The 12,006-nt window shown below is 70.4% G+C and carries 11 protein-coding genes; 9 read left to right on the top strand and 2 right to left on the bottom strand.

Going from position 1 to position 12,006, the window contains the following annotated elements; genetic code table 11:
* Nucleotides 1-155 precede the first annotated feature (155 nt).
* From BLV39_RS19200 to BLV39_RS19220, 5 genes are all read left to right on the top strand, one after another.
* Nucleotides 156-350 carry a hypothetical protein gene (locus tag BLV39_RS19200; protein ID WP_089254960.1) on the top strand — a complete coding sequence of 65 codons (195 nt, stop codon included), beginning with the start codon at nt 156-158 and terminating at the stop codon, nt 348-350.
* A 466-nt stretch (nt 351-816) separates the two neighbouring features.
* Nucleotides 817-4,395, top strand: a complete 3,579-nt coding sequence (smc, locus tag BLV39_RS19205) for a chromosome segregation protein SMC (protein ID WP_090794160.1) — start codon at nt 817-819, stop codon at nt 4,393-4,395.
* Entirely contained in the window at nt 4,392-5,015 is a 624-nt protein-coding gene (locus BLV39_RS19210; RefSeq protein WP_090794164.1) for an HAD family hydrolase, read from the top strand. The genes smc and BLV39_RS19210 overlap by 4 nt, the downstream gene beginning before the upstream one ends.
* Nucleotides 5,016-5,059: 44 nt before the next feature.
* The gene (locus BLV39_RS19215) at nt 5,060-5,338 is read left to right on the top strand and encodes a hypothetical protein (RefSeq protein ID WP_143049812.1); all 279 of its coding nucleotides are present in this window, start codon (nt 5,060-5,062) and stop codon (nt 5,336-5,338) included.
* On the top strand, nt 5,335-5,679 hold the full coding sequence (locus tag BLV39_RS19220; protein ID WP_090794170.1) for a type II toxin-antitoxin system PemK/MazF family toxin: 345 nt from the start codon (nt 5,335-5,337) through the stop codon (nt 5,677-5,679). Before BLV39_RS19215 ends, BLV39_RS19220 begins: the two co-directional genes overlap by 4 nt.
* A 6-nt stretch (nt 5,680-5,685) precedes the next feature.
* On the opposite strand, the gene BLV39_RS19225 is transcribed toward BLV39_RS19220, so the two are convergent.
* On the bottom strand, nt 5,686-6,201 hold the full coding sequence (locus tag BLV39_RS19225) for a DinB family protein (RefSeq protein ID WP_090794173.1): 516 nt from the start codon (nt 6,199-6,201) through the stop codon (nt 5,686-5,688).
* A 7-nt stretch (nt 6,202-6,208) separates the two neighbouring features.
* A complete protein-coding gene (locus tag BLV39_RS19230; RefSeq protein ID WP_090794176.1) occupies nt 6,209-7,987 on the bottom strand; it encodes an alkaline phosphatase D family protein in 1,779 nt (592 codons plus the stop codon).
* Between the two features lie 136 nt (nt 7,988-8,123).
* On the opposite strand from BLV39_RS19230, the gene ftsY reads away from it, so the two are divergent.
* The 4 genes from ftsY to BLV39_RS19250 all read left to right on the top strand — a co-directional run bounded on the left by ftsY (nt 8,124) and on the right by BLV39_RS19250 (nt 12,002).
* The gene (gene ftsY, locus BLV39_RS19235) at nt 8,124-9,269 is read left to right on the top strand and encodes a signal recognition particle-docking protein FtsY (protein ID WP_090794178.1); all 1,146 of its coding nucleotides are present in this window, start codon (nt 8,124-8,126) and stop codon (nt 9,267-9,269) included.
* 6 nt (nt 9,270-9,275) lie between these two features.
* Nucleotides 9,276-10,106: a phosphotransferase gene (locus BLV39_RS19240; RefSeq protein WP_176984979.1), complete on the top strand. Its 831-nt coding sequence runs from the start codon at nt 9,276-9,278 to the stop codon at nt 10,104-10,106.
* 157 nt (nt 10,107-10,263) lie between these two features.
* Nucleotides 10,264-11,637 carry an ammonium transporter gene (locus BLV39_RS19245; RefSeq protein WP_090794181.1) on the top strand — a complete coding sequence of 458 codons (1,374 nt, stop codon included), beginning with the start codon at nt 10,264-10,266 and terminating at the stop codon, nt 11,635-11,637.
* Between the two features lie 26 nt (nt 11,638-11,663).
* Nucleotides 11,664-12,002, top strand: coding sequence for a P-II family nitrogen regulator (locus tag BLV39_RS19250; RefSeq protein ID WP_176984980.1), 339 nt, complete (start codon nt 11,664-11,666; stop codon nt 12,000-12,002).
* Nucleotides 12,003-12,006: the final 4 nt, after the last annotated feature.

Here is a 12,006-nt window from a genome sequence, read left to right on the forward strand (position 1 = left end):
TTCTTGTTGCGCTTGACGAACGCGGGCCGCAGGCGGAACATGGAGGTGTCGCCAGTCGCGCCCGATCGTGCCCACTTGTGCCCGTGGGCAGACGTCGCGAGGCATAGGGCGCGCGTTGGCCGGCCATTTCCGGCTGCGCTTTACAAGGAGACGATATGGCGAAGGCCCTCTACGGCCACGTGGGTTCGGCGCCCGACCGGCGTCTACTCGACGAGGTCACCCGATTGCGTGCCCGGGTTCAGGCGCTCGAGTTCGAGATCACCAGGTTGCGTGCCGAGAACGACCGGCTCGCGGCGGCGGCCGCCGAGGCAGACGGTCTGCTCCGGCTCCCGGAACCCGCACTGACCTGATCTTGACGGTCGGCAACAGCCGGCCCGCGTGACCCGCACGCACCACCAGAAGCGCGCCGCCACTCATGTGTCGGCGCGCAGCTTTTTGCCCTGCTGACTTGCCCGTCCTCAGTCGTCGCGATGCTGCCGCCTCGCGACGCCTTCCGGTCGTTCGGCGTGTCGCCGGCATCACCCGGACGGTGGACCCATACTGCCGGGAAGCAACCGGGCCCGCCGGAAGCGGCCGGGTTACGCTTGCCCCGAAGACGTCGGGACGTGAGCACGTCCCGACGTGCGCAGGACCTGGGAACCAACGCCGGGGGCGGCCTCAGAGACGCGAGAGCGTCTCGACGGCCTAGGGCCGGCAAGCACACACGAGCGGAAGGCGCCGGGGCGCGGGAGCGTCACGGCCACAGAGGATCTGTAACGAACAGCCGGAAACCCACGTGAGCCCCGACGGCGGGCCGTCGGACGAGGATTCGATTAGGTGCATCTCAAGAGCTTGACCGTGAAGGGCTTCAAGTCCTTCGCCTCCGCGACGACGTTGCGGCTGGAGCCGGGCATCACCTGTGTCGTGGGGCCCAACGGCTCTGGCAAGTCCAACGTGGTCGACGCGATCTCCTGGGTGCTGGGCGAGCAGGGCGCCAAGGCCCTCCGCGGCGGCAAGATGGAAGACGTCATCTTCGCCGGCACCGCCGGCCGCGCGCCGCTCGGTCGCGCCGAGGTCACCCTGACGATCGACAACCAGGACGGCGCGCTGCCGATCGACTACACCGAGGTGTCGATCACCCGCCGGATGTTCCGGTCCGGCGAGAGCGAATACGAGATCAACGGCAACTCGTGCCGGCTGCTCGACATCCAGGAACTGCTCAGCGACTCCGGCATCGGCCGTGAGATGCACGTGATCGTCGGCCAGGGCCAGCTCGACGCCGTGCTGCACGCGAAGCCGGAAGACCGCCGGGCGTTCATCGAAGAGGCGGCCGGCGTCCTCAAGCACCGCAAGCGCAAGGAAAAGGCGCTGCGGAAGCTCGACGCGATGCAGGTCAACCTCAACCGGCTCACCGACCTGACCGCCGAGCTCCGCCGCCAGCTCAAGCCGCTGGGCCGGCAGGCCGAGGTGGCCCGGCGTGCGGCCGGCATCCAGTCCGACCTGCGCGACGCCCGGCTCCGGCTGCTCGCCGACGACCTGTTCACGCTGCGCACCACCCTCGACAAGGAGGTCGCCGACGAGGCGGCCCTGCGCGAGCGCCGCGAATATGTCGAGGACGAGCACGAGCAGGTCCAGCGCCGCCTGGCCCAGCTCGAGGCGGCCCTGGCCGAGGACGCGCCGCTGCTCGCGGCCGCGCAGGACGCCTGGTACAAGCTGTCCGCGCTGCAGGAGCGCTTCCGGTCCACCGAACAGCTCGCCAGCGAGCGGCTGCGCCACCTGAGCGCCACCCCCGACGACGAGCGCCCCGGCCGCGACCCGGACGAGTTGGCCGCCGAGTCGGAGCGGGTCCGCGCCCAGGAAGACACGCTGCGCGCCGCTCTCAAGGACGACCAGGCCCACCTCGCCGAGGCGGTCGAGTCCAGGCAGGCGCTGGAGCGTCAGCTCGCCGCGGCCGAGCAGGCGCTGCGCGCCGCCGCGAAGGCGATCGCCGACCGTCGCGAAGGGCTGGCCAAGCTCACCGGCCAGGTCAACGCCGCCCGCGCCCGCAGCAACAGCGGCTCCGAGGAGATCGAACGGCTGGCCACGGCCCACGCCGACGCGCAGGCCCGGGCACAGCGAGCCCAGGCCGAGGTCGACGCGGTCGCGGCGGAGTCGTCGGAGGCCGACCTGGCCGACGCCGACCTGGACGCCCGGCACGACGAGGCGGTGGCCGCGCACGAGGTGGCCGCGGCCGAGGTCCGCGAGCTGACCAACCGCGAGCGGGTCGCCGAGAAGGACGCGGCGACGTGGAAGGCCCGCGAGGAGGCGCTCTCCCTGGGCCTGCGGCGCAAGGACGGTGCCGGCGCGCTGCTGAGCCGCGCGGACCAGGTGCCCGGCCTGCTCGGCAGCCTGGCCGGCATGCTGACCGTCGAGCCCGGCAACGAGGCGGCGCTGGCCGCCGCACTCGGCGTGCTCGCCGACGCGGTCGCGGTCGCCGGCGTGGACGAGGCCGCCGAGGCGATGCGCTACCTCAAGATCCAGGACGCCGGCCGCGCGTCACTGCTGGTCGGCACGCCGGCCGGCCCCGGCATGATCGGCTCGCCGGACGCGCTGCGCCCCGCGCTGCCGGAAGGCGCGCGCTGGGCGCCGGACGTGGTCCGCTGCGACGAGCGCATCCGGCCGGCCGTGCACTGGGCGCTGCGCGACGTGATCCTGACCGGGAGCCTGGAGCTGGCGACCCGCGCGGTGGCCGACAACCCCCAGCTCCGCGCGGTCACGCCGGACGGCGACGTGGTCGGTGCGTACGCCGCCGCGGGTGGCTCGGCCAAGGCGCAGAGCTTCATCGAGCTGCAGGCGGCGGTCGACGAGGCGGCGACCAACCGGTCCACCGCCGAGGAGCAGATCGAACTGCTCCGCACGCAGCTCGCGACCGCCCGGGCCGCGGTCGCCGGCCGCAAGGAGGCCGTGCAGGTCACCGAGCGCGAGAAGCGGGCCGCCGAGGGCCAGCGCAACGCCGCCGCCCGCCGGCTCGCCGAGCTCGGTGCCGCCGCCCGGTCCGCCGCCGCGGAGACCGAGCGCCTCGGTGCCTCCCGGGCCCGGGCGCAGCAGGCCCGCGACCAGGACCTGACCGCGCTGGCCGAGCTGGAGACCCGGCTCGAGCTGGCGGAGACCACCCCGATCGACGAGGAGCCGTCGACCGAGGAGCGCGACCAACTCGCCGCGATGGTGCCGCAGGCGCGCCAGAACGAGATGGAGGTGCGGCTGTCGGTCCGCACCGCCGAGGAGCGGGTCGCGTCGATCGCCGGCCGGGCCGAGTCGCTGGCCCGCCAGGCCGCCGCCGAGCGCGCCGCCCGCGAGCGCACCGCCGCCCGCAAGGCCGCCCGGGTCCGCGGCGCCGGCATCGCCCGCGCCGTCGAGGTCGGCGCCCGCGAGGCGCTGGCCCGGGTCGCGGTCTCGCTGGCCGCCGCCGAGGAGACCCGCGACGCGGTCGCCTCCGCCCGGGCCGCCCGGGAGGCCGAGTTCCAGGAGGTACGCGCGGCGGCCAAGCGGCTCGCCAGCGACCTGGAGCGGCTGACCAGCGCGGTGCACCGCGACGAGGTCGCGCGGGCCGAGCAGCGGATGCGGATCGAGCAGCTCGAGGTCAAGGCAGCCGAGGACTTCTCGCTCGACGTCGAGACCTTGGTCGCCGAGTACGGCCCGGCGCAGCCCGTACCCCCGACGCAGGTTGCTCTGGCCGCGGCCGCCGCGGCGGGTGAGCCGGAGCCCGATGCGTTGCCCTACGACCGGCCGACCCAGGAGAAGCGGGCCGCGAAGGCGGAACGCGAGCTGGCCCTGCTCGGCAAGGTCAACCCACTGGCGCTGGAGGAGTTCGCGGCGCTCGAGGAGCGGTTCAAGTTCCTCTCCGACCAGCTCGAAGACCTCAAGAACACCCGGCGTGACCTGCTCACCGTGGTCAAGGACGTGGACGACCGGATCCTCGAGGTGTTCGCCAACGCGTTCCACGACACGGCCCGCGAGTTCGAGCAGGTCTTCACGGTGCTGTTCCCGGGCGGCGAGGGTCGCCTGGTGCTCACCGACCCGGAGGACATGCTGACCACGGGCGTCGAGGTCGAGGCCCGCCCGCCGGGCAAGAAGATCAAGCGGCTGTCGCTGCTGTCCGGTGGTGAGCGCTCACTAACCGCGGTTGCCATGCTGGTCGCGATCTTCCGCGCCCGGCCCAGCCCGTTCTACATCATGGACGAGGTCGAGGCGGCGCTGGACGACGTCAACCTCGGCCGGCTGATCACTCTGATGGCCCAGCTCCGTGAGAAGAGCCAGCTCATCATCATCACCCACCAGAAGCGCACGATGGAGGTCGCCGACGCCCTGTACGGCGTGACCATGCGCAACGGCGTCACAGAAGTGATCAGCCAACGACTCGGCGGCGAGGAGGACTGATGCGCCCGAAGGCCACCGCGCTGCTGGTCGACCTGGACGGCACCCTGCGCCGCTGGGACGCGGCCGTGATCCACGGCATCGAGGCCGCACACGACCTCAAGCCGGGCGCGCTCTACCAGGCCGCGCTCGACTGGTCGCGGCTCATGCCGGCGATCATCGGCGAGATCACCCACGACGAGTGGGCCGACGTCATCGCCGCGGAGCTCGCCGACCAGACGGGCGATCCGGACCGCGCCCGGGCCGCGGTCAAGGAGTGGGAGCAGTACCGGGGCTCGGTGGAGCCGGGCCTGCTCGCGCTGATCCGGGACGCCCGGGCCGCCGGCATCAAGGTCGGCCTGGCCACGAACGCCACGGACCTGCTCCCGGCCGACCTGCGCACCCTGGGCCTGGTCGACGAGTTCGACGCGGTGATCAACTCCTCGGAGCTGCGCATCCCGAAGCCGGCCCCCGAATACTTCGGCGCGGCCTGCCTGGCCCTGCACACGCCGCCGCGCAACGTCCTGTTCATCGACGACAGCGAACGCTTCGTCCTGGGGGCACGCGCCGCCGGATTGGCCGCCTACCGCTGGACCGGCCCGGAGAACCTTCCGTACATCCGAGCGGCACTCAATCTGGCATAGCGAATGGCATGCGATCATGCATGCCATTCACTACCATCATCGATATGGGCAAGACCACGATCAGCGTCGAATCTCGCACCCGTGACCGACTAGCGGCGTGGGCAGCCCGACATGGTCGCCCAATGGGGGAGGAGATTGAGGTGTTGCTGGACATTGCTGAGCGCAATGAGTTCTGGGAGAAGGTTTCGATCGGCTATGCCGGCGGCTATGCCGGCGGCGACGATGATGAGTTCCCCGAGTATGCCGACCTACCGGCCGTCGGTCCGTTCCCGACGCCGCCGGAGATGATCGACGACATTCCGTCGACCGTGCATGACCGGTGAGGGCGGGCACCCTCTACATCGCCGACCTCGGCGAACGACACATCCGCGGCGCGGAGCAGGTCGGGCGGCGTCCCGTCCTGATCGTCCACAGTCATGACTACGCGCGCATTCCCAACCTGGCGCTGATCTGCCCACTGACCTCGACCAACCGCGGCGTCCCGAATCACGTGCCGCTGGTCCCGGACGCGGAAAACGGCCTGCGTACCCCCTGCTTTGTGATGACCGAGCAGATCCGGGCCATTGATCTGGGCTACCTACACCGGCAGGTCGGCCGCATCGGAAATGCCGTGCTCGCCGAGGTCTTGACCATCCTCACCGAGCGGCTGATCGCTCGGCGCTGAGCCAGGTCAGTCGCCGGTTTTGCCGTCCAGGCGCTCGCGGAGCAGGTCCGCGTGGCCGTTGTGGCGGGCGTACTCCTCGATCATGTGGGTGTAGACCCAGCGCAGGTTGATCGTGCGGCCGCGGGTCGTGTCGAAGGTGTGGTCCAGCGACAGATCGGCCGCCAGGGCGTCGGCCTTGGCGCACTCCTCGCGGAACGTCGCGAAGTCCGCCTCGGCCGACTCCGCGGTGCCGTCGTTGAAGTCGCCGTCCAGGTTGTCGTCGCTGTAGTAGAGGTCCTCGTGCGGCGCGCCGGCCGCGCGGTGGAACCAGCTTCGTTCGACGGCGGCCATGTGCCGCACCAGGCCGAGCAGGCTCAGCGTCGACGGCTCGACCGTCTGCCGGGTCAACTCCTCCGCGCCCAGCCCTCGGCACTTCCAGAGCAGCGTGTCGCGGTGCCAGTCGAGCCAGCCTTGCAACATCTCGCGCTCGTCGGCGACGTAGGGCTCGTTGCGGCGGTCGATATCAGGGGCGATCCAGGTCATCGGGGCATCATGCCGGTTCGTTCGCCGGGACGCCGCCCGGTTTCTGCGCCGGCACCGGGGGCTGCTGCTCTGCCGGCTCGGTCAAGGGCAGCGACGCGACCCGGGTGAGGACGCCGTCCGGTCGGGTGCCTTCGATGGTGACCGCGGCCGACAGCCCGGATAGGGACAGCGTGCTGACCGCGTTGCCGAAGTACGGGCCGGCCAGCTTGCGCCAGCCAATGCTGTTCTTGCGTACCCGCGCCGTCTTGGCCAGCGCGCGGACCAGCGTCGACGGGCCCCGCCACCAACCGAGCGTCATCACCGGCTTCATCACGGCCGGCACCGCGTTGTGGATCGGCGAGCAGGTCAACTGGTGCACCGGCGTGCTCACCTCGCGGTCACGGAAGCGGACCCGGGCCACATAGGAATGGTGTACGTCGCCGGAGAGCACGCTGATCGACGCCGGTGCCGGATAGGCCGGGCCGGCGCCGACCCGCTCGTTGCCTGACGTCCGCGGGCCGGAGCCGATCCGGGCGAACAGCTCGGCCAGGTCCTCGAACGAACGCTGGAAAGCCGCCCAGTGCTCCAGGTCGACCGCGCGGCGCAGCCGCTCGGCGCCGGCAGCCACGAAGCCGCGGTCCGACGCGGCCAGCCGCTCGTTCCAGGCTTCCAGGTGGTGGATGCCGTGCGGCAGCAGCCATGGCAGCGACGAGCCGACCACCAGGTGGTCGTAGTCGCCGTGGGCCTGGTCGAGGAACCACGACCACTCGCCGGGCGGCAGCATCGCCCGGTGGTCCGGGTCGAGCACCCGGCTGCACCGGTTGTCGAGCACGACCAGCCGGGTCCGGCCGAGATCGACGCGGTAGGACCACTGGTACTGCGTCGCCCGCCAGCGCTCGGTGTCGTGCGCCGCGTCGGCCTCGCGGTCGACCCGCTGGCCGAAATCGCGCAGGATCTCGGTCGCGTCGTCGGAACCGACCACCTTCGGGTAGAGCGCGTCGGCGGCCAGCTCGTCCGGGTGGAGGTTGCCCAGGTGCTGGTAGACCCAGTAGGAGGCCAGGCCGCTGGTGATCCGCTCGCCCCACCAGGGCTGCTCCCTGGCCGCCACCCGCCAGGAGGCCGAGGAGTTCCAGTCGTCGATGATCTCGTGGTCGTCGAAGATCATCACGCTCGGCACGGTGGACAGCAGCCAGCGGATCTCCGGGTCGCGCCACGACTCCAGGTAGAGCTGGGTGTACTCGTGGAACGTGACGACCTGGTGCGGCGGCGCGTCGGTCAGCTTGGCCTTGCGCCGCTTGCGCTGCTTGCGGAGGAACCGGCGTACCTCCTTGGAGGTCATGTCGGCATAGACCTGGTCGCCGAGCAGCACCAGCAGGTCGGGTCGGACACCCTCGTCGGCCATCAGCCGGCGGGCGAACGCGTCGAGCGCGTCCGGGGGAAGTTTGTGCCCGGTCGAGCGCGGTGTCGCCTCCCGGCACGATCCGAAGACCAACTTGACCGGCTGGCCGCCGTCGTCACCCATGCGGGTGCGGATCACACTCCGGGGGTACGCGGAGTCGGGCTCCGGCCACACCTTCTCCTCGTCGACGAACACCTCGTACGGGGTGACCGCGTCCGCCGGCAGCCCCTCGACGACGACCAGGGCGTAGTGGTGGTCGAAGGCGGTGAAGGTGTGTGCCCTACCTTCCGCACCTCCCTCCGCACGCACTGTGACGACAGCAGGCGTCGCCGTCTCGACCCAGATCGTGGCCCGGGTGTCGACGACCCGGCGGAGCACCGGACCGATCAGCAGACGTGCGGTCGACATGCGTTTCCTACCTCCAGGACGGGTGAGTGGCCGGGACCATCCTTTCTACCCAGGGTGCCCCGGCGCCATAGTCGAAGGCGCGACACCTCACACCGGCCGCCGCATGGGTCCGCGCGCGGCATGTCAGGATTTCGGTATGGAATACGTGATCCTCGGAATCGTCCTGGCCGGCGTGCTGCTGCTCGCCGGGGTTGGCCTGCTCGTGCCCCGGATTCGCCGCCGGGCCGTGCCGCCGGCCCCGCCACGCCCGACCGGAGCGCCCGAGGAGCCCGCCGAGGAGGCCGGTGGTGTCGGCATTCTGGCACCCGAACGCCCGACCGAGGCGCCCGAAGCACCCGCGCCTCCCACGATCGAGACCCCGGCACCCACCGCCGGGCGGCTGGTCCGGCTGCGCGGGCGGCTCTCCCGCTCGCAGAACGTGTTCGGCAAGGGCCTGCTGTCCGTGCTCTCCCGGGACCGGCTCGACGACGACGCCTGGGAGGAGATCGAAGACAGCCTGATCGGCGCGGACGTCGGCGTCGAGGCCACCGGGGAGATCGTCGGACGGCTCCGGGACCGGGTCAAGGTGCTCGGCACCCGCACGCCGGCCGAGCTGCGGGCGCTGCTGTCGGCCGAGCTCGTCGAGGCGCTCGATCCCACGTTGGATCGCTCGCTCAAGGTCGGCGGCAAGCCCTCGGTGCTGATGGTCGTCGGCGTCAACGGCTCCGGCAAGACCACCACCTGCGGCAAGATCGCCCGGGTGCTGATCGCCGACGGGCACACCGTGCTGCTGGGTGCCGCCGACACCTTCCGGGCCGCCGCCGCCGAGCAGTTGACCACCTGGGCCGGTCGGGTGGGCGCCGAGGTGGTCCGCGGCGCCGAGGGTGCCGACCCGGCCAGCGTCGCGTTCGACGCGGTCAAGAAGGGCGTCGACACGGGCGTCGACACCGTGCTGATCGACACCGCCGGCCGCCTGCAGAACAAGGTCGGCCTGATGGACGAGCTGAGCAAGGTCAAGCGGGTGGTCGAGAAGCACGGCCCCGTCGACGAGACGTTGCTGGTGCTCGACGCCACCACCGGCCAGAACGGCCTGGAGCAGGCGCGGGTGTTCACCGAGGTGGTCGACGTGACCGGCGTGGTGCTGACCAAGCTCGATGGCACAGCCAAGGGCGGTATCGTGATCGCCGTGCAGCGCAAGCTGGGGATTCCGGTCAAACTGGTGGGCCTCGGCGAAGGTCCCGACGACCTGGCGCCGTTCGAGCCGGCCGCCTTCGTCGACGCGCTTGTTGGCACGGACGCGTAACCTCGGGTGACCTACCAGCCGCAGGCCTCCGGACTCGGGAGACCGTACGTGACGCAGCAGGAAGTTCCCCTGCGTGGGGGAAACGTCAGCACCGTCGTGCGGGTCGGCGACACCGTCCGGCGCAACGCCGGGCCGTGGACCCCGTCCGTGCATGCCCTGCTGCGTCATCTGGAATATGTCGGTTTTACCGGGTCACCCAAGGTGCTCGGCATGGACGAGCGCAACCGTGAGGTGCTCTCGTACCTCGAAGGGGAGTGCGGCGAGTACCCGCTGGCCCCGCACTGGGTGACCGACGAGGCGCTGATCACGGTCGCGACGATGCTGCGGATGTTCCACGACGCGCAGTACGGCTTCGCGCCGGAGCGCAACGCGGTCTGGCGCTCGTTCGGCCCGCCGCCGCCGGACACCGAGGTGATCTGCCACCACGACGCCGCGCCGCACAACGTCATCTGGCGCCCGGACGGCACGCTCGCCCTGATCGACTTCGACTTGGCCTCGCCCGGCGCGCGGATCTACGACGTCGCCTACGCGGCCTGGACCTGGGTGCCGCTGTTCTCCGACCGCGACTCCTACACGCTCGGCTGGAAGCGGCCCAACCGGCCGCAGCGGCTTCGGATGTTCGCCGACGCGTACGGGCTGATCCCGCGCGACCGGCACCGGCTGGTGCGCACGATCCGCAAGCGGATCGTCGACCACGTGGAGGGCATCCGCCGGATGGCGGCCGCGGGCGACCCGGCGTTCGTCCGGATCGTGCACAAGGGTCACCTTCGTCGCCCGATGCGTGATCTTCGCCTGCTCGACTACGAACGCCACACCTTGGAATACGCACTGCGCTAAGTGCGGGTTTCTTCACACGTACGAAACAACCCGTCACGACGCGGTAACCGACTCGCGACCTTGCGCGAAACAGCGGCCCGGGAAGCTTCCCCCGAACCGGCTGTCGGGCAGCGCTGCTCTGCCTGCCGGGGGGAGGAATCTACCGAGAGGAGGCGGCGTGGAGATCGACACCGGGAACACCGCCTGGCTGCTTTTGTCGTCCGCGCTGGTGCTGCTCATGACACCGGGTCTGGCCTTGTTCTACGGCGGCCTCAACCGGTCCAAGGGCGTACTGAACATGATGATGATGAGCTTCAGCTCCATCGGGCTCATCTCAGTGCTTTGGGTCATCTACGGCTTCACCTTGTCATTCGGCTCCAACGGAAACTCCGGCCTCAACAACGTGATCGGCAGTTTCACTCAGTACCTCGGCACCGAGACGAACTTCCTCGGTGACATCTGGGGAACGACCGGCATTCCGGTGTACGTGTTCCTCGTGTTCCAGATGATGTTCGCGGTCATCACCGTCGCTCTGATCAGCGGCGCGGTATCCGACCGGATGAAGTTCGCCGGCTGGCTGCTGTTCGCGGGTGCCTGGTTCACGCTGGTCTACATCCCGGTCGCGCACTGGGTCTGGGGCGGCGGCTTCATCGGCACCAAGATCAAGGCATTGGACTTCGCCGGCGGTACGGCGGTGCACATCAACGCCGGTGCGGCCGCGCTCGGCCTGGTGCTGATCCTCGGCAAGCGGATCGGTTGGCCCAGGGAGAGCACCAAGCCGCACAACGTGCCGCTGGTCGCGCTCGGCGCCGGCCTGCTGTGGTTCGGCTGGTTCGGCTTCAACGCCGGCTCCGAGCTCACGGTCGACGGCACCACGGCGGTGGCGTTCCTCAACACCCAGGTGGCGACGGCGGCCGGCGTACTCGGCTGGATCATCGTCGAGTGGATCAGAGGAGGTAAACCGACGCTGGTCGGTGCCTCGTCCGGCGCGATCGCCGGTCTGGTCGCGATCACTCCGGCGTGCGGCTTCATCGCCCCGATCCCGGCCGTGATCGTCGGTGCCATCGCCGGTGCGGTCTGCGCCCTGGCCGTGAGCCTGAAGTACAAGCTCGGCTTCGACGACTCGCTCGACGTGGTCGGTGTCCACTTCGTCGGCGGCTGGATCGGCTCGCTGTCGATCGGCTTCTTCGCGACCACGCAGGTCAACTCGGCCATCACCGATGTGCTGGGTGCCAGCAACGGCATCTTCTACGGTGGCGGGGCGACCCAGCTCGGCCGCCAGTTCGCGGGCAGTGCGATCGTCACGGTCTACTCGCTGGTGGTCGCGATGGGCATCGCGTGGGTGATCAAGAAGGTCATCGGCCTGCGCACCTCGCCCGAGGCCGAGGTCGAGGGCATCGACGTGGCCGAGCACGCGGAATCGGGCTACGACCTGCAGCCGGCCAGCGGCAGCAGCGGTGGTGGTGCGTTCCAGCTCGCCGGCATCGGCGCCGCGAAGGCAAATAGCGACGTGCCAGATGAGAAGCCGGTCAGCGAGAAGGTCTCAGGCTAAGTTTTCTAGCGATGGAGGGGTTGGATATGAAGCTGGTGACCGCGGTCATCAAGCCCTACCAGCTGGACGCGGTCAAAGAGGCCTTGCACGCCCTCGGCGTGGCTGGTCTGACCGTCAGCGAAGTACAGGGCTACGGCCGGCAGAAGGGGCACACCGAGGTATACCGGGGTGCCGAGTACACGGTGGAGTTCCTGCCGAAGATCCGGGTCGAGGTGCTGACCGACGAGATCGACGTCGACAAGGTGGTCGACGCGGTGGTCACGGCGGCACGGACGGGCAAGATCGGTGACGGCAAGGTCTGGGTGACGCCCGTCGAGGACGTCGTCCGGGTCCGCACCGGCGAGCGCGGCCTCGACGCGCTCTGAGTGG

It is taken from the genome of Asanoa ishikariensis, assembly GCF_900107455.1.
Lineage (GTDB): Bacteria > Actinomycetota > Actinomycetes > Mycobacteriales > Micromonosporaceae > Asanoa > Asanoa ishikariensis.

What these genes read in the sequence shown, in the direction of transcription:
- BLV39_RS19200 (WP_089254960.1), top strand. Translation starts at nt 156, where the DNA reads ATGGCGAAGGCCCTCTACGGCCACGTGGGTTCGGCGCCCGACCGGCGT.
- BLV39_RS19215 (WP_143049812.1), top strand. Translation starts at nt 5,060, where the DNA reads ATGGGCAAGACCACGATCAGCGTCGAATCTCGCACCCGTGACCGACTA.
- BLV39_RS19225 (WP_090794173.1), bottom strand. Translation starts at nt 6,201, where the DNA reads ATGACCTGGATCGCCCCTGATATCGACCGCCGCAACGAGCCCTACGTC.
- BLV39_RS19230 (WP_090794176.1), bottom strand. Translation starts at nt 7,987, where the DNA reads ATGTCGACCGCACGTCTGCTGATCGGTCCGGTGCTCCGCCGGGTCGTC.
- ftsY (WP_090794178.1), top strand. Translation starts at nt 8,124, where the DNA reads ATGGAATACGTGATCCTCGGAATCGTCCTGGCCGGCGTGCTGCTGCTC.
- BLV39_RS19250 (WP_176984980.1), top strand. Translation starts at nt 11,664, where the DNA reads ATGAAGCTGGTGACCGCGGTCATCAAGCCCTACCAGCTGGACGCGGTC.